This is a genomic window from Bradyrhizobium sp. CCBAU 11361 (assembly GCF_028128935.1).
GTDB lineage: Bacteria > Pseudomonadota > Alphaproteobacteria > Rhizobiales > Xanthobacteraceae > Bradyrhizobium > Bradyrhizobium niftali.
This window is the reverse complement of record NZ_LBJZ01000197.1, coordinates 321115-344881: the sequence shown is the minus strand read 5'-3', so window position 1 is coordinate 344881 and position 23767 is coordinate 321115. Positions and strand designations below refer to the sequence as shown.

The window sequence follows — 23767 nt, the reverse complement described above, 5'->3', positions numbered from 1 at the left end:
TGTCGACGTCGGAGAAGGTGACCTGGCCGGTGGCGGTCTGGGCTGCGGCCGGAAGGTCATCGCCTTCCGACACGGTGCCGGACTGCGCGGCACTGGTGATCGTCGGCGCATCGTTGGTGCCGACAATCGTCACTGTCACGGTCTGCACCGCGGTGCCGCCATGACCATCCGAGATCGTGACGTCGTACTTCTGGGTCAGCGTTTGGCCAGCCTGCAGATAATCGACGGCGCTGTCGGCAACCGAGAAGCTCCAGCCAATCGCGCCGCCATTGCCGGTATCATGGTTGGTGGTATCGAGGGTAAACGTGCCGAGGTAGCCGCCGCCCTGCGGCGCAAAGCTCGCGGTATGGCTGTCGAGCGTGTCGACGTCGGTGAAGGTCACCGCGCCGGAGGCGGTATGCGGGCTGTTGGCAACTTCCGCCGCCGACAGATCTGCCCACTCCGTCGCCAGGCCGCTCTGTGCCGCCGAGGTGATCACCGGCGCATCGTTGGTGCCGACAATCGTCATGGTCACGGTCTGCACCGCGGTGCCGTCGTGGTCGTCCGAGATCGTCACGTCGTACTTCTGGGTCAGCGTTTGGCCAGCCTGCAGATAATCGATGGCGCCGTCGGCGACCGAGAAGCTCCAGCCGATCGCGCCGCCATTGCCGGTGTCGTGGTTGGTGGTATCGAGTGTGAAACTGCCGAGGTAGCCGCCGCCCTGCGGCGCAAACGAGGCGGTGTGGCTGTCGAGCGTGTCGACGTCGGTGAAGGTTACCGCGCCGGAGGCGGTGTGCGCGGTGTTGGCAACTTCCGCTGCCGACAGATCCGCCCACTCCGTCGCCAGGCCGCTCTGTGCCGCCGAGGTGATCACCGGCGCATCGTTGGTGCCGACAATCGTCACGGTCACGGTCTGCACCGCGGTGCCGTCGTGGTCGTCCGAGATCGTCACGTCGTACTTCTGGGTCAGGGTCTGGCCAGCCTGCAGATAATCGATGGCGCCGTCGGCGACCGAGAAGCTCCAGCCCATCGAGCCGCCATTGCCGGTATCATGGTTGGTGGTATCGAGCGTGAAGCTACCGATATAGCCGCCGCCTTGGGGAGCGAAGCTCGCAGTATGGCTGTCGAGCGTGTCGACGTCGGTGAAGCTCACCGCACCGGAGGCGGTGTGCGCGGTGTTGGCAACTTCCGCCGCCGATAGATCCGCCCACTCCGTCGCCAGGCCGCTCTGCGCCAATGAGGTGATCACCGGCGCATCGTTGGTACCGACAATCGTCACGGTCACGGTCTGCACAGCGGTGCCTCCGTGACCATCCGAGATCGTCACATCGTACTTCTGGGTCAGGGTCTGGCCGGCCTGCAGGTAATCGATGGCGCTGTCGGCAACCGAGAAGCGCCAGCCGATCGAGCCGCCGTTGCCGGTATCGTGGTTGGTGGTATCGAGGGTAAACGTGCCGAGATAGCCGCCGCCTTGCGGCGCAAAACTCGCAATGTGACTGTCGAGCGTGTCGATGTCCGTGAACGCCACGGCGCCGGAGGCGGTATACGGAGAGTTGGCCGCCTCGGCCGCCGACAGATCCGCCCACTCCGTCGCCAGGCCGCTCTGCGCCGACGAGGTGATCGCCGGCGCATCGTTGGTGCCGGTAACCGTGATAGTCAGGTTGGCAATGCTCGAGCCGCCATGATTGTCGGAATTGGTGTAGCTGAAAGTGTCGTAAACCAGCTGGCCTGCCGCTAAGGCCTGCACATTCGCCTGGGCGTTGTTGAGCGTATAGGTGTACGTTCCATCGGAGTTGAGGTGCAGCGTGCCGTAGATGCCGACCACATCAGCACCGACCTTGGTGGCAGAGCCGTTGACGGCCGTGACGCAATGACTGTCGTGCGTATCGGTGTCGGTATCGTTGGTGAGCACGTTGCCGCTGACTGAATTCGACGCGGTGTCTTCCTTCACCGCATTTGTGTCGGCCACGGCTACGGGGCCATCGTTGACCCCGGCAATTCTCACCGTGGCGGTAGCCCAGCTCAGCGTCCCATTGCCAAGCCGGATGGCGTAAATGAATGAATCTGTGAAAAAATCCCCTGCTGACAGGGCAGCGATTTGAGCGCTTAATGCTGACGCGTCATATCCAACCTTACCATCCGCCGTGATCCAGATTTTGGCGCCATTCAAGCTGGTATCGCTGCTTGTGGCTTCGGCGCGCGCAGTATCCTGGGTCAGCAAATCAGCCGCACTATAGCCGCTCATAGCGCCGCTGTTATTGATGCCATTGTCGATGGAAAAGAGGGTCTTGGCATTGCCTCCAAGGTCATTTCCCATGACATCGAAAAAGACAGGCTGAAGGTTATCCTCCGTCAGCGAAATGGATACGCCGGCGGCGGTCAGGCCACTCGTAAAAATATCGTCCTTCGCTTGCGGTGTATTGGTGAACGAGGTGGTGCTGCCGCCGCCGGTTGTCTGGGTAGCCATGTCTTCGACCTCAAAACGCGTAGAATATGAAAGTCATTTGGGAGCAACCCGAACACGGGGGAACAACGTGTCGGATACGGGCGATCTTGAAGCGGCCCAGAACGCTGCAGTCGTGTCTTGACGAGGAGATAGCGAAGGTGCGCCGCCGCTCGGCGAGGACTGCAGATCGGCTGAATCGATCACGGGAGCCGCCGTCACCCGGGAGGCTATCGTAACTGCCATACACAGTTCGACCGAAGGATCCGATGGTCGAGACGAACTCGAATTGTCCCTGAGGCGAGAATTAGTTTCGGAACGGCTGGCGCCCAGTAAAGATGTCGAGGTGAATAAAGCGCTGCTCACAACACACTCCACTCTGCTGACGCGGAGCAGGTGCAATTGCATTCGAAGAGCAACTCACGGGAGGGCGCCGGCAATGAGCGCCCGTTCAGCGCCTAGGCGCCGCCGCCAGAAGAAACTCTGGCCTGTTGTGAAAAGACTCCGACGCCCTTAACTCCTGCCCCGTTCATGCTCGGTCTCCTGACGACCGCGCACGGCTTATGATTTTCCAATAACGTTTCTTGCTTTAGTAACGTCCCTTGAGAGATCGAACCCGACAGTCGCCCGCGGCACAGGATCGTTCGCACGGATGGATCAGCGCAAGAATCCCAGTCCGGGCTGGAAAACGCTTTACGCATCCCCGCCTCGGCGAGCCGCTTGAAATGTGAGACGAGCAATCGCGCAGCCCCTGCTTCTCGTAGATCGCGATGCTCGCTAGGAATCTCGGTCGGGGCAACGGCCCAGGAGGGGTACTCCGTCGGGACCACGTAAGACTACGGTTGCGCATGCTGATCGACCGCACCTGCGGCACGTTATCGATGAAATCGCAGATAGCTAATTGGCGCTTTTTTGCCGCCCGAGGTCGGCAAGACTAAGTGCCGGCTCCTTGGTCTTGCTCAGTCTAAGCACGGCATCTGGACCCAAGGCTTTCGCTTCCCGGTCAACGAGGAGCTGGCCGCGGAGTTCGGCGTGTCGCGCGTCACGATCCGGCAGGCCGTCGAGCTGCTTTCAGCCGACGGCGTCATCGAGGCGCAGCGGGGCCGCAGCATGCGCGTTGCGGCAGGACCGCTGGCTCAAGGTCGAAACTACGCTGTCGGATCTCACCGATACGTACCGCGACACTTCGCTGGAGATCGTCAACATCTCGGCGAGCCGCAGCGACGCGCTGGTGTTTCCCGAGGACGGCAACGGCCGACTTGATGCGTCGGCTTCATTCGCCACTCGGTCCGTCGCACGGCGGCCGAAACAGGCCGTCATGCGATAAGTTGTCTAACTTGGCACAAATCGAGCTAAGCCTGGCAAGTTGCTAATGTTTTGCTGTACCCAGCTCAAACTTGCCCATGATGGATCGGAGCGAGAGTTCAATATTTTCAGTTGGTTAGAGGGCGGCATGTGCACGACGTGTGAACCGGGAGATCAAGAAAAATCTCCTCACAGCTAACCTGATCAGGCCTTCCGATGTAGATGGCGCCGCGTCGGTGCGATCGACTGCTCGTCCGCCTGCACTTTTCGACAGTTTCGGTCGAGGCACGGGGTAGCAGATGCGGCGTCCGCGCCGGTCTGCACGGGGCCGCAAGAGGCCGTTTGGAACTGAGCGCAGGGCGAACGCGATTCAAGCGGGGATTTGTTGGCAGCCGCGCTCGCGCGCGCAGCGCTAGCTGCATCGAGCGACAAATCGACAGAAGCGCAGGGGCGCCATAAGAATTCGCTATGGCGGCAGACCGCAGTCATGCTTCCCCTGTCATCGAACGTAAATCTATTTTTTACCGTCGGCCGCAGAAGAAAATTCCAAGAGCAAGACCACGGAAGTGGCGGAGATCGCGGGCGCATCATTTTGTAGCAGCAACGGAGCGGGCACATGACGATCGAATTGAGCCGACGCGGATTTTGCATGGGAACCGCACTGCCGCGTTGTCCGATGCCGCATTCGCCGTCTACAAGATCCTGCTCGAGATCATCGTCAAGACCTGGGGTCCGTTCGAGGCCCAGCTCGGCTCGGTTGCCATCGCCTCGGGTGGCCCGGCATCGCCTCCGGATGAGCCGAAGGACGAGCCATAACGAAGCGGCAATCCTAAAATCTGAATTTGCCGCCCTAAGGCGGTTGGTTATGGAGGTGTAACGGAGATCGCGACCGCAAGGAGGTTACCATGGTGCATGTAATCAGGACATTCGATCGGCCCGCCGCCGAGCTTGTCGAGCGCATCAAGAAGTTTCCTCCGTCCACCCTTCACGAAGCGCAGGGACGATCGGGTGCGCTGACCTTCCGCATCAAGCCGATCTATTTCGGGATGCGCGCTTGCGGACCGGCGCTGACGGTGAGCTGCCATCCCGGCGACAACATGATGTTGATCACGGCGATTTCGTTGGCAAAGCCGGGCGACGTGCTCGTGGTGAGCGCGGGCGATCATCCCGAGCAGGGCGGCTTCGGCGAGGTGCTGGCGACGGCCTGCGTCGCCAAGGGCATCGTCGGCCTGGTCACGGATGCCGGCGTTCGCGATGGCCTTGCCGTGCGCGACACCGGCTTCAACGTCTTCTCTTACGGCCTGTGCATGAAGGGCACCGTCAAGGAGACCCTCGGCACTATCAATCAGCCGATCGTCATCGGTGGGATCGCCGTCCGCCCCGGCGACATCGTGAGCGCCGATGACGATGGCGTCGTCATCGTGCCGAAGGAGAACATCGCCGACGTCTGCGTCAAGTCGGCGGCGCGCGAGGACAAGGAAGCCGGCGTGATGAAAGCGCTCAAGGCCGGCGGGAACATCCTCGAGCTGTCCGGCATCGGCAAGGTGCTGGAATCCAAGGGCTGCACCTTCGCCTGAGCGATCAGGCGACGCAGGCGCGCAACAACAGGAAAACGAGTGTCAGCCATTCTCGGCTCGGGCGAGCACCGCTACCGCGTCGTCGACAATTGGGCGAAACTGCCGGCTGGCTGGCAGCTCACCGACGTCGCTTCCGTCGCGGTCGACAGCCGCGACCGCATCTACGTCTTCAACCGCGGCGCCCATCCGATGGTGGTGCTCGACCGCGACGGCAATTTCCTGCGCAGCTGGGGTGAGGGGCTGTTCTCCCGCGCGCACGGCCTGCACATCGACGCCGACGACAACCTCTATTGCACCGATGACGGCGACCACACCGTGCGAAAGTGCAGCACTGACGGCAAGGTGCTACTGACGATCGGTGTTCCCGAAAAGCCCGCGCCGTTCATGAGCGGCGATCCCTTCCATCGCTGCACCCACACCGCGCTGTCCCCTAAGGGAGAGATCTACGTCTCCGACGGCTACGGCAATGCCTGCATCCACAAGTTCACGCCGGACGGCAGACTGATCAATAGCTGGGGCGCGCCCGGCACCGATCCCGGCCAGTTCAACATCGTGCATAATATCGTCACCGACGCCGATGGTTGGGTCTATGTCGCCGACCGCGAGAACCATCGCGTGCAGGTGTTCGACGGCAACGGCAAATACGAGGCGCAGTGGAACAATCTGCACCGGCCGTGCGCGCTGTGCTGCTGCGGTGGCGGCAAGAGCCCGACCTTCGTGATCGGCGAGCTCGGCCCTGCCATGCCGGTCAACCGCAAGGTGCCCAATCTCGGTCCGCGGTTGTCGATCGTGGACGCCAAGGGCAAGCGTATCGCGCGCCTCGGCGGCGAGGATGGCCCCGGTCTTGCGAGCGGAAAATTCCTCGCGCCGCATGGCATTGCGCTGGATTCCAAAGGCGACATGTATGTCGGCGAGGTCGGCGTGACCGACTGGAAGACTAATTTTCCTGACGAGGACATGCCGACCGTGGTTCGCACCACGCGCTGCTTGCAGAAGCTGCAGCGCGTGGCGGAGGTGCCTTGCTAGAGGGCTATCTTGGGCTAGCGACGGTTGGCAGGACGCGGCAGGCGTGCGGGAAGGAGTTCACGAGGGATTCGAGCCGTTCACGGCGGCCGGTGGCTATGTTTTTCGCTAGGGTGCCTCGTGAGGCTGAACCAGATTGTCCGTCCACGCCTCGCCGATGTGGGGTAGGGTTAGCTCCTGTTTTCGATCGAGCAGAAGTTCGAGAACGCGCGGCGGTGTCAAAGGCAATTCTTGGACGCGCTTTCCGGTCGCGTTTGCTACAGCGCATGCGATGACTGCGCCTACATTCAGAATTGGTACCTCACCGGTGCCCTTTGTGCCGAGCGGTCCCCTTGAGGGCGCACCCTCATAAAGGTTGATCTCGACCGGCACGACGTCGAGGGCGATTGGCACGCGATAGGTCTCGAATCCGGTCTGGCAGACGCGGCCGTTTGCGCCGATCGTCACCTCCTCATGCAAGGCATAACCGAGTCCCTGGACGACACCGCCTTGGATCTGGCCGTGGATCGCGCGCGGATTGAGCGCGCGCCCGACGTCTTGGACGACGCGATAGGCCAGCACCTCGACTTGCCCCGTCTCCGGATCGACCGCGACCTCGCAGTCGTGGACAGCGAAGACTGGGATGTCGATCGCGTCGATGAAGTGGCCGGCCGTGCAGCCGGGCATTGCCGGCACGCCGGCGCCGGTGAACGCACCGGTGCCGGAGATCGGGCCGATCTGGGCCTGGGCGCGGGTTGCGACCTCGGCGACCGTGCGACCCGAACCGGGCGCGCCGGCGATTTCGATGCGTCCCTGGTGCATCACGAGATCTTCCGGTGCTGCCTCGATCATGTCCGAAGCGACCTTGAACAGCTTGGTCCGTACCTCCTGTGCAGCTGACAGGCTTGCCGCACCGAGCGACACCGTGGTGCGGCCACCACCGACGCCGACATCGTAGCCGGCTGCGTCGGTGTCGGCCGCACGCACGATGACGTCGTCGGGCTTGAGGCCGAGCGTGCTCGCAACAATCTGGGGAAGACTTTGCATCATCGAGCCGGAGCCTATTTCGACGCCCGAAGTCACCAGCGTAGCCGTGCCGTCGGCGTTCATGTTGACGGTCGCGGCCGAGGGACCGACGAACACGAACCAGGTGCCGACCGTGGTGGCGCGGCCAAACAACCGGCCGTCGGCCAGCTTGGGGAGCGGGGCGGCTGCATCGCGCAGCGTGTCCATCCGATCGAGCATCGGACCGAGCACATTGCCTTCAAACACCTGGCCGGTGGCACCAAGATCGCCGTCGCCGAGCACGTTGCAGCGGCGGAAGACGACAGGGTCCATGCCGAGTCGGTCGGCGATCTCGTCGGTGTGCCGCTCCAGCGCGAAGGTGCAGTAGACACCATTGCAGCAGCGGAACGCGCCGTTTGGTGCGGTGTTGGTGTAGATTGCACGCGAGACCAGCCGCACGGCGCCGAGACGGTAGTTTCCTCCGAGCGTATGCGCGGTCATGGTGGTCAGGAAGATCTGCTCACCGCCATAGGCGCCGCAATCCATCAGGACGACTGCCTCGCGTCCGGCGATTTCTCCGTCGCGCGTCACCGCCGAACGGATGCGGATCTCGGCGTTCTCACGGAACAGACAGGTCAGCATCTCCTCTTCGCGCGAATTGACCAGCCGCACCGGCTGTCCGCTGGCGCGGGCGAGCAGGGCGGCGAACGGCTCGATCGCGAGATCGAATTTGAGACCGAAAGCACCGCCGACCGGCGGCACCGTGACCCGCACCTGCGATGGAGCAACGCCGAGAATGCGCGCGGTCGCATTGCGGATGGTCCAGGGGACCTGGGTCGAGGTTTCGATGTGAAATCGGCCGTCCTCATAGCTCGCTACCACCGCACGCGGCTCGAAAGCGACATGGTTCTGGCGGCCGACGCGAAAACTGCTCTCGACGATCTCGACATCAGGCCTTGCGAAGGCGGCATCGACATCGCCACGAACCACCGTTGCCTCCCAGGCCACGTTGCCTTCGCGTGCGCCGCCTTCGAACAGCACCTCGTAATCGCGCCAGTCGGGATGAACGAGCGGCGCGGCGGGCGCTAGGGACTCAGCCATGGTGAGCACGGCCGGCAGCGGCGCGATCTCGACATCGATCGCCCTAAGCGCGGCTTGCGCCTGGGCAAGCGTGTCGGCAGCGACGGCCGCCAGCGGCTCGCCGTCGTAGCGAATCACGTCGCGGGCAAACAGCGGGTGGTCGGCGATGCCGATCCCGATCTTGCCGGGAGCATCCGCCGCGGTGATGATGGCGCGCACGCCGGGCATGCCTGCGGCGCGTGCGGTATCGAGGCGGACGATGCGGCCTGAGGCCACGCTGGCGCGCAGCACCGCCGCGTGCAGCATGCCGGGCAGGAAACGGTCCATGGTGTAGCGCGTGCGGCCGCGCAGCTTGTCGCGGGCATCGCGGCGGCGGAAATCCATGGTGGCTGAGACGTCTGACATGGCAGGCCTCTATTCCTTCGCCAACGCGGTCAGCGCGGCGTCGACGATGCGTTCATATCCGGTGCAACGGCAGATGTTCCCAGTCAGCGCTGCACGAATGTCGTCACGTGTTGCGCGGGGTGAAGTTGTCAGGAAATGTGTCAGGGTCACGACCATGCCCGGGAAGCACATGCCGCACTGGACTGCGTCACAGGCTTCGAGTGCCTGCTGGATCGTGTTCAGCGTGTCGCCGGCGCCGAGGCCTTCGACCGTTCGGATCTCGCAACCTTGCGCGAGCGCTGCCGGCATCAGGCAGGATGGTGTCGGCTTGTCGTCGAGCAGCACCATGCAGGCGCCGCAAAAGCCTTCGCGACATACCGGTTTGGCGCCTGTGAGATGAAACTCTTCCCGCAGGACGTCAACGAGTGGCGTCACAGGATCGGCGGCGGACGTGCGTCGCTTGCCGTTGACGGTCAGGCTCAGGGACATGCTCACCTCCAGCAATCTCATTCAGACGCCAAGAGCGGCGGCAGTCGCGCGCCTGACAAGACCGGGCAACACCCTGACGCGATACCAGGCGGGTACCTCGACGCTCTCGCGGCCGGTGAATTCGTCGGCAAGATCAGCGGCGATATCCGCAGCCTGTGCGGGATCCAAGACGCGGCCAACCAGAGCCGTTTCGAGCCGTTCCCAGCGGCGTGCGACCATCTCGACCGAACCGATAGCGATCCGTGCCTTTCGGACTTGGTTGGTCGGATCGACATCCACCGAAAGGCTGACGATGGCGACTGGATAGTCTCCCGCCTTGCGCAGTGGCAGGCGCGAATGAGCAGTCTTGTGCCCGGATCGAGGCACGACGATCTTGGTGAGCAACTGGCCGGGTGCGAACGTGGATCGCCGCTTCAAGAACGCGTCGAGACTAATGCGTTCGTGGCCGTCTCGGCTTGAGACCTCGACTTGGGTATCGAGACAGAGCAGGGCCGGCACGCAGTCGGCCGCGGAAAAATCCGACGCCGAGAGATTGCCGCCAATCGTTGCCATCGCGCGGATCGCAGGGTTGGCGGAGCGGCCTGCGGCTGCCGCGAGGACTGCGAACTCGGGCAGATCAGTCAACGCCGCAGTCAGCGCGGCGTGTGTCACCGCCGCGCCGATCTCGATCGCATCCGTGCCGATCCGAATAACGGTCAGTTCAGGGATTTTCCCGATAGCGACATAGTGCGTTTTGAGCGGCTGATGCCGGATCGGTGCGCGCATGATCCATGTGCCGCCGGCGAAGGCCGCACCGTCCGGACCATAATCGTTCAGCGTGTCGAGGGCGGCGGCGAGCGACGGCGCGACGTAGAACATTCCGGTCGCCTCGCCTTGAGAACTTGCCATCATTGGCGTCGCTCCAGTCGCAGGCGATCGAGCAGCACACCGATGATGACGATGGCGCCGAGCACGACCATCTGGATGTAGCCGTCGATGCGGGTGAGATTCATGCCGTTGGACAGGATGGTGACGAACAGGGCGCCGAGCACGGCGGTGCCCACCCCGCCGCGGCCGCCTGCCAGGCTCGTTCCGCCTACCACGGCGCCGGCGATGGCCTGCAACGACAAGGAGCCGCCGAGATTTGGTTCGCCCGAGCCGGTGCGCGCGGTCATCATGATCGCGCCGAGCGCGGCTAGTGTCGAGCACAGCACATAGGTCGCGATCAGGATCCGCTTGACCGGCAGGCCTGCGACCGCCGCGGCGCGCGGGTTGGTTCCGATGATGTAGAGCGAGCGGCCGAACACCGTGCGGCCCAGCGTCAGATGCAGCACGATGCCTATGGCGAGCGTGATGGAGATCGTGGCCGGGAAGCCGAAGATGCTGCCGCCGTAGAAGAGCTGGGAGAACAGTTTTGGCACCCCCTGGACCGGACGACCGGCAGAGAGCGTGGTCGCGACGCCGATGGCGATGTTGTAACTGCCGAGCGTTGCAACGAAGGGATTGACGCCGAGCAGCGCGATGACCATGCCGTTGAACAGGCCACAGGCGATGCCGAGGCCGAAGCCGGCGCCGAGCCCGGCGAGCAGAACGGTAGTCTGATCATGGCCAGCGGCCGTGGCGCCGGCCATCGCCAGCGCGGTGCCGACGCTGACCATCGAGACGGCCGGGCCCAGCGCGAGGTCGAAGCCACGGGTCAGAATCACCACGGTTTGCGCCATCGCAAACAGTGCGAGATAGCTGGTCTGCTGCGCGATGTTGAGGAGATTGGCCGGCGAGAGCACACTGCGATCGACGGCAGCAAAGCCCAGCAGCAGGGCGACCAACGCGATCGGCAGCACTGCGCGCCAGAGCCAATCGGTCGGAAACGACTTTTCGCGGTTTGTCGGCTCGGTTGTCATGGACAATTCCAGGTCAGACACGGGCCTTGCTCCGTCGGCTCAATTCATCAAGCGCCACAGCCGCGACCATGATGATGCCGAGAAAGACCGGCTGCAGGCGGGAGTCGACATGCAGCAGGTTGAGCGCGTTGCCGAGGATGGTCAAGAACAGCGCGCTGACGGCCACGATCTCGACGCGGCCGACACCGCCGCGCAACGAGACCCCGCCGATCACGGCAGCCGCGATCGACTGCAGCATCATGCGATCGCCTCCAAAGCTCGCCTGGCCGGAGCCGACCTGCGCGGTGAGCAGGATGCCGGTGAGGGCCGCAAGCACGCTCGACACGACGTAGGTGCCGACGACGTGACGCTGGATCGAGACGCCGGAGACGACGGCGGCTTCGACATGACCGCCGATCGCATAGACATAGCGACCGAACAGCGTGCGCCGCTGCACGAACATCATTACGCCAATGACGGCAAGCGCGGCATAAATGGCGGTCGGCAGGCCGAGCAGCTGCGCGCGCCCAAAACCCTTCACGAAGGCATCTGGCATGCCGTAGACAGGGATGCCGCTTGTGATCATCAAGCCGGCGCCTGCTGTTGCCGACATCGTGCCGAGCGTCACCACGAAGCCGGAGACCTTCAGCTTCGCGACGCAGAAGCCGTTGATCAGCCCGACCACGAGCCCACAGCCGAGCCCGGCGGTCACCCCACTTGCGACAATCAGCGCGGTGTTGCCGGGGAAAGCGGCAGCGGTGGCCGCCATGGTCTTGGCGGTCACCACGCTCGCCAGTGCGACGACCGCGCCGACCGAAAGGTCAAAGCCGCCGGCGACGATCACCAGCGCCTGGCCACAGGCAACGATGGCCAGCAGTGAGGCGTTGCGCAAGATGTTGAGGATGTTGATGAGGCCGTAGAACTGGGGATCGACGGCCGACATGCCAACGACGAGGGCGACCAGGAGGGCCGGAAGGAATCCGATTCGGCCAACGATCGATCGGCCGAGACCTATCGGTCGTCGAGGCATCCCGGCGGCCGCAACCGTGCTCATGCGACCTCCGCGACAAGATGCGATTTAAAGAAGCTCGCGAGCACGTTCTGTTCGGTCTTGTCGGCACTCGTCAGCTCTGCGGCGATGCGGCCGTGGTGCATGACGTAAAGCCGGTTCGACAGCGCCAGTACCTCCGGCAGTTCCGACGACACCACGATCACGGCGGCGCCTGCCTCGACCAGGCGTTTCATGAACTCGTAGACCTCGAGCTTGGCGCCGACGTCGATGCCGACGCTCGGCTCGTCGAACAGGAACACGGACAAGTCGCGCGTCAATGCGCGACCGAGCATCACTTTCTGACGGTTGCCACCGGACAGCGCGCCGGCGGTCCGCTCAATATTGGGTGGCCTGAGCTGCAGCTGTTCCATGATGCCCTGGATCGAGATGCGCTCCGCGGCCTGCCGCAGCACGCCGAGGCACGCGAAGGCAGGCAGATCGAGCACGGTCATCGATGCGTTCTCGCGGATCGGACGCGACAGTGCGAGCCCTTCAGCGACCCGGTTGGCGGGGAAGTAGGCGATGCCATGCTTCAGGCTGCGCCGCGGCGCGGGAAATTCGTAAGGCAAGCCATCGATCCGGACCGTGCCAGAGGCGATCGGCTCGATCCCGTAGACCGCGCGGATCAGCTCCGACTTCCCGCAGCCGACGAGCCCGGCGATGCCGGTGATCTCACCGGCGCGGGCGTGAAAGTTCACGTCGTGCACGCTGCCGTCGGCCAATGTCAGGCTTTCCACGTCGACCATGACCTTGTCCGGCTTGTGCGCGATGGTCGGAAACAGCAGGTCGATCTTGCGGCCGGTCATCAGCTCGACCAGCTCGCCGTCGCTCGAGGTTGCAGCATCGAGGGTGCGGATGTGGCGGCCGTCGCGCAGCACGGTGACGCGGTCGGCGAGTGCGCGGATCTCGCGCATGCGGTGCGAGACGTAGATCAGCCCGACATTCTGACTCTTCAGCCGGGCGATCAGCTCGAACAGCCGGCCGGTCTCGCGCTCGGTCAGCGACGCCGTCGGCTCGTCGAGGATCAGGAGGCGCACGCGGCCAAGCAACGCCTTGGCGATCTCGGCCATCTGCTGATGCGCACGCGAGAGGTCGTCGACCCGATCCGATGGATTGAGATCGAAGCCGAGCTCGTCGATCAGCGCGGTTGCACGCTTGCGCATCTCGCGCGCATGCATAACACCACCGCGGGTGACCTCGCGACCGAGAAACAGGTTCTCTTCCACCGTGAGGCTCGGAACCAGAGAGAATTCCTGGAACACCGGACTAATGCCGATTGCGCGTGCCCGCTGCGGCGTCAGTTGGTGGATCTCCTCGCCAACGAAATGGAATGTGCCTTCGTCGGGCGGAAACGTTCCGGACACCACGTTGATCAGGGTCGACTTGCCAGCGCCGTTTTCCCCGAACAGCACGTGCAGCTCGCCGGCATGGACATCGAGATCGACCCGGTCGAGCGCACGGACACCGGTGAATCGCTTCGAGATGCCGCGCAAGGCGAGCAAGGGTTCAACCGGCTTCGGGTCGGTGTCGGCGTCCATTTGGTCTCCGCAGGGGTTGGATAGCGAGGTGGGAGCGCAGGTCTCCCGCCTCGCATGCGTGGCCAGTTACTTGGCCTTGACCGAATAAACCGGCTTCCAGCTTCCCGGCGCCAGCACGAGGTCCATCTGTAGTTTCGGCACAGTGGTCTTGTCGACCGCCGAAGCAAGCGGTTGAGCGAGACTCATCACCGGCTTCTTCTCGATCAGGCGCACGGCCTGGTCGACGGAGACGGCGCCTTCGCCGACGGGATACTGGGTGGCGAAGGCCAGGATGTCGCCGCGGTTCAGTGCGTCGAGCATGGCTTGGTTCTCATAGGACGACATGATCTTCATGTCGCTGCGGCCGGCTTCGGCAACTGCGCCGACGGCGGCCTCCGCGGTCGGGGCGGTGCCCCAGATCACGTTCATGCCGGGATAGGCCTGCAGCGCGTCCTGGATCAGCTGCAATTGCACGGCGACCCCGGAGTCACCGAACTTTTCGGCCAGCACCTTGGCATTCGGATTCTTCGCCACCGCCTTCTTGAAGCCCTCGTTGAAGGATTCCGCCCAGCCCGAGCCGGCCGGACCGGGAAAGGTCACGATGTTGAGCTTGTCGCCGGGCTTGGCCTGCGCGAGCAGACCATCGCCGGTGACTTCGCCCATCGCGACGAAGTCGACATAGATGGCAGCGGGCAGCGCATTGGGCGGTAGTGGGTTGGCGACGCCGACCACCGGAACACCCTTGGCCTTAGCCTCCTCGAACTTCTTGCTGAGGCCTGCGCCCGAGATGGCGCCGACGATGATCGCATCGGGGCTGCTCGCCATGCAGTCGTCGAACTGCGAGAGCTGTTTGGGCAGGTTCTCATAGCCGCCAGCTTCGTAGAGCGTCATGTTGACGTTCATCGCCTCGGCCTGCTTGACGATGCCATAGGCAACCGCGACCCAGAAACTGTCCTTCATGTGCGGAAACAGCACGCATAGCTTGTACGGCTTCTCGGCCTTCGGCAATGCCGTGTACTCCGCCGGCTTCGGCGTGCCCGATGACGCGTCGTAGACCTTCATGGGAAACCATGGCGTCTCGGCCGCTGCCGGCGTGATCGCGGCGGCAAGTGCAAGGCTGGCGGCGATGCCGAGCGTGTAGCGGATCGGCCGAAGTCGGCTGGTGGAAAGGCACGTCGTACGGGTCATGGCTCAATCCTCATGGTTCGAATGAAAGGGCGAGGGCCGACGGATTCGGATCCTCTTTCTGCATGCGCATGCCGCGCCCCCAGGGCGACGCGGCTGCCGATGGGAATCAGCCCGTGGCCCACTTTGCGACCGAGCGCCGCTCGAAGGTTTCGCGGAACTGACGCGTGGACTCGGGGAGGAGAGTGCCGTTACCCCAGTCTAGGATCACGGCATGCTGACGGATGACGTCGAGTACATCGATCGCGCCGCTGCGATAGCGCTGGGCCACGATCTCCGGATCGAGCCGGACGTTGGCGACCCGCTCGGCCCTGATCCTGGCGCGGAGCACGTCGGTCGCGGCCCTGTCCACCTCGTACTCGCAGAGCTCGGCGTCGATGATGTGCACGACCACACCATAATCCCTGGCGGCGCGTTCGACCGAAACGTAGTCGTCCTTGATGTCCTCGATCACGAGACGCGGGTCGCGCTCGAGCGGATCGCCGAACCCGCCACCGCCAGCCGTCGGTCGGGAAAACACGTCGCCTTCGCCGATCGGCACGTCGGAGAAGATCGAGCCGAGTCGCTCCTCGCCTTGGCTGCCGTTTCGCTTCAGCGTCAGCCCGTGCGGCATGGAAGGCAGGCCGCCTTCGATGCCCCACACCACCGCGCGCTCGCGGTCGCAGATGTAGGAGATCACGGTCTTCTCGGCCTGCAGCATGCGGGAGGTCTTCATCACGCCGGCGCCGCCGCGCCATTTGCCGGGGCCGGGCGAGTCCTTGAGGATCTCGCACTTGGTCGTCAGGATCGGATTGGCGCGCTCCTGGCCCTCGACCGGCTGCGACATCAATCCGGTGCCGAAGCAGGCGGTGGTGACGTTGCTGCCGTCCTTGCCGTTGCGGCCGCCCCAGCCACCAGGCAGCCAGTCATAGAACATGAAGATCGGCTTGTCGGCGCTGCGGCCATCGAAGCCGCCGGTGAGCAGATATTCGAGATTGAAGGCGCAGGCGAGCGCGCGCTCGGGCATCAGCTTCGACCAGATCTCGTAGATCGAGTTCATGATCTTCTCGAACGGCATCAGGAAGCCGGTGACTGCAATCGGCCATTTCGCATCGACGATCGAGCCTTCGGGGGCGATGATCTCGAAGCAGCGGTAGAAGCCGGAATTGAGCGGCAGGTCGGGGAAGAACGTCTTCATGCCGGCCGCAACCGCCGAGAACGTTGCGCCAAACGCGGAATTGTAGATCGAGCCGATGGTCGGGTGGCTGCCGGTGAAGTCATATATCGCCTTATCGCCCTTGATCGTCATCTTGATGCGGATCGGAATCATGCCTTCGCCGCCGGCCGGGTCGCGATCGATGAAGTCGACCGTCTCCCATTCGCCGTCGGGCAGCGCGGCGATCCGCTGGCGTGCGGAACGCTCGACATAGTCCTGGACCGCAGCGAGGCCGGTCTCGACAGTATCGCGGCCATATTTGTTGACGAGACGCAGGATCTCGCGCCCGCAAACGGCGGTGGCCTCGGCTTGTGCCTGGATGTCACCGATGATGGAGGCGGGATCGCGGGTGTTTGACGCGATCAGATGCGCGACGTCCTTGCAGAATCGTCCCTTGTCGAACAGCCGGATCGGCGTGATGCGCAGGCCTTCGCGGAACATGTCGCGCGCCGCGACGTCGAACGAGCCGGGGACGCTGCCGCCCATGTCCGACCAATGACCGTTGGACTGGCTGAATGCGATGATCTTGCCGTCGGCGAAGATCGGCCGGATTAGCCGCACGTCGGAGAAGTGGGTGCCGCCAGCATAGGGATCGTTGATCGCAAACACATCGCCTTCATGCATGTCGCCCTCGAAGTAGCGCATGACGTCCTGGCAAGTGAAGTGCAGCGTTCCGACATGGACAGCGATGTCCTGATTGCCCTGGGCCGCACATTCACCTTTGGCGTCATGCAGGGCGCTGGAGAAGTCGCGGTTGTAGATCACGAAGGAGTAGCAGGTTCGCAGCACCTGTTCGCCCATCTGATCGACGCTGGTGATGAAGGAGTTTTTCAGAACCTCGAAGGTCACGGGGTCGAGCTGGAGATCTCCGGCCATGATTCAGTCCTTCGCGCGGATGATGATGTTGAGATATTTGTCGACCTCGGCGCTGGCGCCGGGCGGCACGACGGTGGTTGCGTCGACCTGTTCGACGATCGCAGGGCCCTGGAAGGAGAAGCCGCAGGGCAGGTCGTCGCGGGCATAGACGGGCGTATCGAGCCCGTTGCCTTCGAACCACACCCTGCGGCGGCTGACCGGCTCAGGGATCACACCGGTCGGCTTGTGGACGGCGAACTCGGCCTTGGGCACGACGCCGATGGCTTTCAGGTTCAGCCGGAAGAAGCTCACGGGCGAGTCGTCGCGGCGGAAATTGTATTCGCGCTTGTGCTCGGCATGGAAACTATGCACCAGATCGGCGATCGCCCCGATGGGGCGCGGCGCCTGCACCGCGAGCGACCGCCATTGGCCGCGATACATCATGTCGATCGAACGCTGCAGCACGATGTCGCGTTCGGCGACGCCCTCATGGGTGAGACGGGCGAGCGCTTCCTTCTCCAATTCGGCGAACTGAGCTTCGATATCAGCGGAGTCGGCCTCGTCGGCGCCGACCATGCAACTCTGCGAGAAGTCGTGCTGCATATCGACGAGCAGGCAGCCGAGCGCCGAGGTCACGCCGGGATTGGGTGGCACGATTACGACGGGGATCGCGAGCTCGCGCGCCACGTCGACGCCATGCAGGGCGCCGGCACCGCCGAACGCAACTAGCGCGAAATCGCGCGGATCGTAGCCGCGACTGATCGAGATCAACCGTACCGCGTCCGACATGTTGGCGTTGGCAACCTTGACGATCGCATCCGCCGCCTCGTGCAGGCCGAGGCCGAATGGTTTGGCGACGCCATCTTCGACCGCCTGCCGGGCAAGGGCAGGATCGAGCTTGACCTTGCCGCCGGCCAGATCGTTGCCGAGCCGGCCCAGCGTGACGTTGGCATCCGTGTTGGTCGGCTGCGTATTGCCGTTGCCGTAACAGGCCGGGCCCGGATAGGCGCCGGCCGATTGCGGACCGTTGCGCAGCGAGCCCGCCGGATCGGTCCAGGCCAGCGATCCGCCGCCGGCGCCGATGGTGAGCACTTCGATCGACGCGAAGCGGATCGGATAGCCAAACTCAATGTACCAGTCCTTGGTGATGCGCGAGTGACCGTCATAGGCCAGCGACACGTCCGTCGAGGTGCCGCCCATGTCGAGACCGATCGAATTGGGATAGCCGCAGAGGCCGGCGATGTAGCGGCTGGCGATCGCCCCCGCGGCGATCCCCGAGCCGGCGAGGCGCGCGGCAAAATCCTTGACGCTCGCCGGCGTCATGACGCCGCCGCCGGTGTGCAGCAGCAGGAGATCGCGGGTGTAGCCTTCATCCGCGAGGCGGTCGCCGAGGCGGCTGGTGTAGCTGACGACGACCGGACTAACAACAGCGTTGGCGACCGTGGTCGAGAATCGTTCATGCTCGAAGATTTCGGGAAGCACCTGGGAAGAGATCGAGACCGGAATCTCGGGCATCTCCTGCAGCAGGATTTCGCGCATCGCGCGCTCGTTTTCGCCGTTCAGATAGGCGTTCATGAAGCACACCGCGATTGCAGCGACGCCACGGCGTTTGAGGATGCGCGCAACGTTCCGCGCGGCGTCGAGATCGAGCGGCTGGACCACCTTGCCGGCAGCATCGATGCGCTCGGGAACGGTCAACCGGTCACGCCGCGGCACGTAGGGTTTGACGACGTCCTTGTAGGTGTCCCAGAGATCTTCCTTGTTGGCGCGCCGGATCTCGATGACGTCGCGAAAACCTTCGGTGCTGACGACGGCGGTGCGGGGCAGACGGCGGGTGATCAGTGCGTTGGTCGCGACCGTTGTGCCATGCGAGAACAGCGCCACCTTGGACAGGTCGATCCCGGCCTTGGACACGCCGCCCATGATCCCCTCGATGGGATCGCGGGTTGACGAGGTCTTCTCGATGCGGATGAGGCCGGTGGCCTCATCCATGATGCAGATGTCGGTGAAGGTGCCACCGACATCGACGGCCACGCGAAGGTTCTGCACGATGGGCCTTCCTTTCCAGCATACGCTTGCAGGTCGTGGTCAGGCAGGCGCGCGGGAGCACCCGGACCTTTGGCCCGGAGCCGCGAACCGCCCGTTCGACCGGCGGATCTCGAAGATGTCGGAAGGATGATAGGCACATCGTCAGCGGACCGCTTGTCGCTGAGCGCAGGACAATTTGTGTCAGAGAGCACGAGGGCTCAAACGCACCAGCTCAATCGGGGGCTAGCGCGTGGACGCCGGGCGAAGGACGGTCACGAATTGGGTGCACGCGATGTTGCACGAGCCTCGCTCGGCGAACAGCCGAAGCGGCCGCGATAGTTCCGGCTGAACTGCGCCTGATCGCCGAAGCCGCATTGATATGCGATTTCCGCAATGCTCTTCCGGCAATTCGGATCGCGCAGCATGTTGTCGCACATCAGGAGGCGCTGATTGCGGATATGCGCACTCACGGTGACGCCTTCACGTTCGAAGATCTGGTGCAGATAGCGCAGCGAGATGCCGCAGCCGTCGGCCACCATTTGCGGCGTGAGACGCATGTTGTCGATGCGCGAACGGATGAATTGCTCGCAGCGGTGAAGATGCGCATTGCGAACGGTGGAGGAGTGGCCCGCCAGCACGCGTTCGTCCGACTCGACTGCCATCGCCAGCAGGTCGATCAGATGCTTGCCCATCATGGTGCGGGCCGTCTCGTCCATTTCCCCGATCCGCTCGCCAGCGAGGCGCAGCGTCTCGACGAACAGCGCACCGACGCTGCGGCTGGCATCGAACTGCAATGTGGCCAGTCGTTCAGGCCGGGAGATTCGCCGGCGCAGCACCGCGCTCGGAATCTTCAGCACCCACAGCGCGGCCGGATCGCGATGACTGAACTCATAGGGCAGATGGCTGCGCTCGATCAGGAAGGCGCCGGGCTTGCAGCGGATGTCCTTGCCGTCCTGCTCGAAGCGGATTTCCGCGAGCTCGGGCACCGTGATCAGGAAGCTCTCTTCGCGCTCGTTGAGGAGGTGATGTTCATGCCGCTTGTAGAGCAGACCGTCCGAGACGTTGCGTGAGATCGAAACCGGCCCAAGCGACCAGGCGCCGAGATTGCCGCGGAAGTCGTGACCGCCGAGGAAACGCAAGTCCAGAGAATAGTAGATGTCGGAGACGACCTGCTGCCAGAACTGGCGGCGTTGGTGAGTGGGAATGTCGTTGGTCGCGAAAGTGGTCTGCATCTTGCGCTCCGTCACTGCCGTCGACTGCTGGATCCCTATAGTCTCTCCTGGCGTAGACTATCCGCTGCACTCACGCAGTGACGGGCGCGAAAGCATCGTCACCACGATCGTCGATGGCCGCACGCATACTGTAGTCCCGTTGCCACCATCGACCCTAGCTTGGCGAAGACAGAAGGATGACGTCAAGTCCGACCGAAGGGAAAGCCGATATTTTAGGCCGCCTTTGCCCAATTTCGATCGGGGCAATGAAAGATGGAAGCCGTTGTCGAGGACAACCTCCCGGAAAGAGTCCGGGAGGCTCTCGATGAACAAGGCGGCGCAGACGATTAGGCGAGGGAACTGCGGAGCTTGGCCAACAGCCCGGCCCGATCGTGACGCGCCGCAAGCGCTTCATCCATCCCGACCTTGACGAACCTGACGGGTGTGTTCGGTTGCAGCTGGCCAATCAGGTCCATGTCGGCGGCGATCACGGTGCCGACCATGAAATAGCCGCCGCCCGAAACCGCGTCACGATGCAGCACGATCGGTTCGGTGCCGCCGGGCACCTGGATCGAGCCGTAGGGGTAGCAGGCATCGGTGATGTTGGAAGGGTCGGAGCCCGCGCCAAACGGCGGCTCGCGCGGCACGAACTCGAGAGGCTTGGCGCCCTTGAAGCGATAGCCGATCCGGTCGGCTTCCGGCGCGACCTTCCAGGTGTCGGAGAAGAAGCCGTTGCCGGCCTGCTCGGTGATGCGGTGCCAATAAAGGCCCGGCATAGCGCGCAATTCGGTGGGCATTCCGGCCGGCAGGCCGCGCAAATCTTTGGCGATCGTGCGGCCTTCCTTGACAGACGCAGAACTCGCGCCCACTGGCAACTCATCACCAGCTTCGAGCTTGCGACCCTTGAATCCGCCGAGCGCGCCGAGCGCGTAGGTCGAGCGCGAACCAAGCACGACCGGAACGTCGATGCCACCTGAGACCGCAATATAAGCGCGCGCGCCTTGCTTGAGGAAATCGAAGGAGAGCTTTTGGCCGCGCTTTACTTTGAAGCTGCTCCAGGTCTCGCGTGGCGCGCCGTCGAGCTTCGGCGGCAGTTCGGCGCCCGTGACCGCGACCAAGGCATCGTCGGTGAACTCGAGCTCGGGTCCCATAAACACGGCCTCGAGGACAGCTGCGCCTTCCTCGTTGCCGACAAGCAGATTGGCCGCTGCAAGCGCATGCCGGTCCATGCCGCCGGAGAGCGGTATGCCGATGTGGTAGTAGCCGGGACGCCCGAGGTCTTGCACGGTCGTCGCAAGACCCGGCTTGAGAACCTTAATGGCCATGGAGAACCCCCTCGAGCTTGCGATTATAGGCGTCGATGTCGCGATTGAATTCGGTCAGCGAGAACGAGACGTCGCGGATGACGGGCGCAAAGCGGCCAGCATCGACATCGGCCACAGCCGCGTCATAGGCGGCGCGGTCGATCGGCTTCCACTTGACGATGTCGCCTGGCCTGAACAGGCACATGAAGTCCCGGAGGTAGCTGATCTTCTGGCTCGGATCGTAGATCGGCATCGGCGTGATGCCGAACATCTGGTAGCCGCCGGCGCCGCGCACCGAATAGATGCAGCCGAAGCAGCCGCCATGCCCGACCGTTAGTTTCGGCGTGTCCGTGCGAGGACGCAGGTATTTGGGCGCCTGAATCTGCCGCTGGCGCTCGACCATCTGATAGAGAAAGGGCAGGCCGGCGACGAAGCCGACCATCGAGACGAACCAGGGCGCGCTTGAATGCGCCTTGATGAAGCCGTCAATGCCGTCGAGATTGTTGATGCGTGCTGCGTATTCGATATCCGTGCAGTTGGGGTCTTGATGACGCTCGCGGAAGCGCATCAGCGTCTCGTGCGTCCAGGGATCGTTGTAGAGCACCGGGATTTCGATGATCCGCGTCTTGATGACCGGCTCGGACTTCTCGGCCGCCGTGTCCAGCCGTTTCAATTCGGTGAGCAAATCGTCAGGCTTGATCTGATCCGGGTCGAACTTGACCTGATAGGACGCGTTGGCCGGGCAAATCTCGGTCACGCCCTTGATCTTCGCATCGCGCACCGCATTGGTAATAAACAGGCTCTTGAAGAAGGCCTCGAGCGACATGGATTCATCGACTTCAGCGAAGATGTGCTCGTCGCCGCCGAAGGAAAATCGGGTTTGCATGGGACTACGGCCTCCTGTTGCTGACCGGGCGGGTGATCATGTGGATGGGGTGGCTTTGGTGTGTGAAGCCAGCCAGGGCTCGAGCCAGGCGGTGTGAAAATGTCCGGCCTGCACGTCGGGATCGCGGGCAAGCGCTTGATGCAGGGGCTTTGTCGTAGCCAAACCCTCGATAGTGAGTTCGGCGAGCGCGCCTTCAAGCCGGCGGATTGCGCTCGCGCGGTCTTCGGCATGGACGATCAGCTTGCCGAGCAGACTGTCGTAGAATGGCGGCACGGTGTAGCCGGCATAGAGCATGCTGTCGAAGCGCACACCCTCGCCATCGGGCACGGCGAGCGCGCTGATCGTGCCGGGGCTGGGCATGAAGTTCTTCGCGGGATCTTCCGCATTGATCCGCACTTCAATCGAATGACCGCTGACCCGGACCTCGTCCTGACGGATACGTAACGGCTCGCCGCCTGCGATCCGGATCATCTCGCGCACCAGATCGATGCCGGTCACCATCTCGGTGACGGGATGCTCGACCTGGATACGGGTGTTCATCTCCAGGAAGTAGAATTCGCCGGTTCTGTCGTCATAGAGATATTCGAGCGTTCCGGCGCCGCGGTAGTTCACCGCCTTGGCGAGGGCGACCGCCGATGCGCAGAGCTGTTCACGAACGGCCGGTGTCAGCGAAGGCGAGGGGGCTTCCTCCCACACCTTCTGACGGCGACGCTGCAGCGAGCATTCGCGCTCGAAGCAGTGGATGACGTCCTTGCCGTCGCCGAGCACCTGGACCTCGATATGCCGCGCGCCTTCGACGAGCTTCTCGACATAGAGGCCGCCGTCGCCGAACGCCGCCAGCGCCTCGGCCTGTGCCTGCGGCATCAAATGATGGAACTCCTCGGCTGTACGCGCGATGCGGATGCCGCGGCCACCACCGCCAGCGGCTGCCTTGATCATGACGGGAAAGCCGGTTTTTTCGACCAAAGCAAAGGCCGCTTCCGGAGTTTCCAGGCGCCCCTCGCTGCCCGGGACGGTCGGGACACCTGCCGATGCCGCGGCCTCGCGCGCTGCGACCTTGTCGCCCATCAAGCGGATCGACTGCGCCGTGGGGCCGACGAAGATCAACCCCGCGGCTTCGACCGCGGCGGCGAATTCCGCGTTCTCTGCAAGGAAGCCGTATCCTGGATGGATGGCATCGGCGCCGGTGCTCTCGGCTGCCGCCAGGATCTTCGTCTGATCGAGATAGGATTTGGAAGCCTGCGGCGGGCCGATCTCGACGGACTCATCGGCGAGCTTCACCGCAAGCGAGTCCTTGTCGGCCTTGCTGTAGACCTGCACCGTCGCAATCCCGAGCTCACGCGCCGCGCGGTTAATGCGCACTGCGATCTCGCCGCGATTGGCAATGAGGAGCTTCTTGATCGCCATGGAAC

18 protein-coding genes are annotated in these 23767 nt (G+C 63.7%); 4 read left to right on the top strand and 14 right to left on the bottom strand.

The window, feature by feature from the left end; translation table 11 throughout:
* Window positions 1-2446, bottom strand: a 2446-nt coding sequence (locus tag XI08_RS39765) for a beta strand repeat-containing protein (RefSeq protein WP_271578610.1), incomplete at its 3' end; no start/stop codon positions are given.
* A 1093-nt stretch (window positions 2447-3539) separates the two neighbouring features.
* Between XI08_RS39765 and XI08_RS39755 the strand changes: the two genes are divergently transcribed.
* From XI08_RS39755 to XI08_RS39740, 4 genes are all read left to right on the top strand, one after another.
* Window positions 3540-3749, top strand: coding sequence for a hypothetical protein (locus tag XI08_RS39755; RefSeq protein WP_271578626.1), 210 nt, complete (start codon window positions 3540-3542; stop codon window positions 3747-3749).
* 647 nt (window positions 3750-4396) lie between these two features.
* The gene (locus XI08_RS39750; RefSeq protein WP_271578609.1) at window positions 4397-4543 is read left to right on the top strand and encodes a hypothetical protein; all 147 of its coding nucleotides are present in this window, start codon (window positions 4397-4399) and stop codon (window positions 4541-4543) included.
* Window positions 4544-4632: 89 nt separating this feature from the next.
* Window positions 4633-5304 (top strand): 4-carboxy-4-hydroxy-2-oxoadipate aldolase/oxaloacetate decarboxylase, encoded by a 672-nt coding sequence (locus tag XI08_RS39745; RefSeq protein ID WP_271578608.1) that lies wholly within the window; start codon window positions 4633-4635, stop codon window positions 5302-5304.
* A 39-nt stretch (window positions 5305-5343) separates the two neighbouring features.
* Complete coding sequence (locus XI08_RS39740; RefSeq protein ID WP_271578607.1) at window positions 5344-6330, top strand: peptidyl-alpha-hydroxyglycine alpha-amidating lyase family protein; 987 nt, start codon at window positions 5344-5346, stop codon at window positions 6328-6330.
* 105 nt (window positions 6331-6435) lie between these two features.
* Here the strand turns inward: XI08_RS39740 and XI08_RS39735 are convergent, their stop codons facing one another.
* The 13 genes from XI08_RS39735 to XI08_RS39675 form a co-directional block, all read right to left on the bottom strand.
* Entirely contained in the window at window positions 6436-8796 is a 2361-nt protein-coding gene (locus tag XI08_RS39735; protein ID WP_271578606.1) for a xanthine dehydrogenase family protein molybdopterin-binding subunit, read from the bottom strand.
* A 9-nt stretch (window positions 8797-8805) separates the two neighbouring features.
* On the bottom strand, window positions 8806-9264 hold the full coding sequence (locus tag XI08_RS39730; RefSeq protein ID WP_271578605.1) for a (2Fe-2S)-binding protein: 459 nt from the start codon (window positions 9262-9264) through the stop codon (window positions 8806-8808).
* A gap of 21 nt (window positions 9265-9285) precedes the next feature.
* Entirely contained in the window at window positions 9286-10122 is an 837-nt protein-coding gene (locus XI08_RS39725) for an FAD binding domain-containing protein (protein ID WP_271578604.1), read from the bottom strand.
* Window positions 10123-10151: 29 nt separating this feature from the next.
* On the bottom strand, window positions 10152-11144 hold the full coding sequence (locus tag XI08_RS39720; RefSeq protein ID WP_271578603.1) for an ABC transporter permease: 993 nt from the start codon (window positions 11142-11144) through the stop codon (window positions 10152-10154).
* 13 nt (window positions 11145-11157) lie between these two features.
* Complete coding sequence (locus tag XI08_RS39715) at window positions 11158-12177, bottom strand: ABC transporter permease (protein WP_271578602.1); 1020 nt, start codon at window positions 12175-12177, stop codon at window positions 11158-11160.
* A complete protein-coding gene (locus XI08_RS39710; protein WP_271578601.1) occupies window positions 12174-13712 on the bottom strand; it encodes a sugar ABC transporter ATP-binding protein in 1539 nt (512 codons plus the stop codon). The genes XI08_RS39715 and XI08_RS39710 overlap by 4 nt, the downstream gene beginning before the upstream one ends.
* Window positions 13713-13778: 66 nt before the next feature.
* Window positions 13779-14879, bottom strand: a complete 1101-nt coding sequence (torT, locus tag XI08_RS39705; protein WP_027544806.1) for a TMAO reductase system periplasmic protein TorT — start codon at window positions 14877-14879, stop codon at window positions 13779-13781.
* A 106-nt stretch (window positions 14880-14985) separates the two neighbouring features.
* Window positions 14986-16947, bottom strand: coding sequence for a hydantoinase B/oxoprolinase family protein (locus XI08_RS39700; protein ID WP_271578600.1), 1962 nt, complete (start codon window positions 16945-16947; stop codon window positions 14986-14988).
* A gap of 3 nt (window positions 16948-16950) precedes the next feature.
* Entirely contained in the window at window positions 16951-18975 is a 2025-nt protein-coding gene (locus XI08_RS39695) for a hydantoinase/oxoprolinase family protein (RefSeq protein WP_271578599.1), read from the bottom strand.
* Between the two features lie 251 nt (window positions 18976-19226).
* Window positions 19227-20186, bottom strand: coding sequence for a helix-turn-helix domain-containing protein (locus tag XI08_RS39690; RefSeq protein ID WP_271578598.1), 960 nt, complete (start codon window positions 20184-20186; stop codon window positions 19227-19229).
* A gap of 326 nt (window positions 20187-20512) precedes the next feature.
* On the bottom strand, window positions 20513-21490 hold the full coding sequence (locus tag XI08_RS39685) for a biotin-dependent carboxyltransferase family protein (protein ID WP_271578597.1): 978 nt from the start codon (window positions 21488-21490) through the stop codon (window positions 20513-20515).
* Complete coding sequence (locus XI08_RS39680; RefSeq protein WP_271578596.1) at window positions 21480-22355, bottom strand: 5-oxoprolinase subunit B family protein; 876 nt, start codon at window positions 22353-22355, stop codon at window positions 21480-21482. Before XI08_RS39680 ends, XI08_RS39685 begins: the two co-directional genes overlap by 11 nt.
* Before the next feature lie 36 nt (window positions 22356-22391).
* Window positions 22392-23762 (bottom strand): acetyl-CoA carboxylase biotin carboxylase subunit, encoded by a 1371-nt coding sequence (locus XI08_RS39675; RefSeq protein ID WP_271578625.1) that lies wholly within the window; start codon window positions 23760-23762, stop codon window positions 22392-22394.
* Between the last annotated feature and the right edge of the window lie 5 nt (window positions 23763-23767).

Coding starts and splice junctions, on each gene's coding strand:
- XI08_RS39680 (WP_271578596.1), bottom strand. CDS start 22,355: ATGCAAACCCGATTTTCCTTCGGCGGCGACGAGCACATCTTCGCTGAA.
- XI08_RS39715 (WP_271578602.1), bottom strand. CDS start 12,177: ATGAGCACGGTTGCGGCCGCCGGGATGCCTCGACGACCGATAGGTCTC.
- XI08_RS39735 (WP_271578606.1), bottom strand. CDS start 8,796: ATGTCAGACGTCTCAGCCACCATGGATTTCCGCCGCCGCGATGCCCGC.
- XI08_RS39690 (WP_271578598.1), bottom strand. CDS start 20,186: ATGCAGACCACTTTCGCGACCAACGACATTCCCACTCACCAACGCCGC.
- XI08_RS39745 (WP_271578608.1), top strand. CDS start 4,633: ATGGTGCATGTAATCAGGACATTCGATCGGCCCGCCGCCGAGCTTGTC.
- XI08_RS39720 (WP_271578603.1), bottom strand. CDS start 11,144: ATGACAACCGAGCCGACAAACCGCGAAAAGTCGTTTCCGACCGATTGG.
- XI08_RS39710 (WP_271578601.1), bottom strand. CDS start 13,712: ATGGACGCCGACACCGACCCGAAGCCGGTTGAACCCTTGCTCGCCTTG.
- XI08_RS39675 (WP_271578625.1), bottom strand. CDS start 23,762: ATGGCGATCAAGAAGCTCCTCATTGCCAATCGCGGCGAGATCGCAGTG.
- XI08_RS39685 (WP_271578597.1), bottom strand. CDS start 21,490: ATGGCCATTAAGGTTCTCAAGCCGGGTCTTGCGACGACCGTGCAAGAC.
- torT (WP_027544806.1), bottom strand. CDS start 14,879: ATGACCCGTACGACGTGCCTTTCCACCAGCCGACTTCGGCCGATCCGC.
- XI08_RS39730 (WP_271578605.1), bottom strand. CDS start 9,264: ATGTCCCTGAGCCTGACCGTCAACGGCAAGCGACGCACGTCCGCCGCC.
- XI08_RS39725 (WP_271578604.1), bottom strand. CDS start 10,122: ATGTTCTACGTCGCGCCGTCGCTCGCCGCCGCCCTCGACACGCTGAAC.
- XI08_RS39700 (WP_271578600.1), bottom strand. CDS start 16,947: ATGGCCGGAGATCTCCAGCTCGACCCCGTGACCTTCGAGGTTCTGAAA.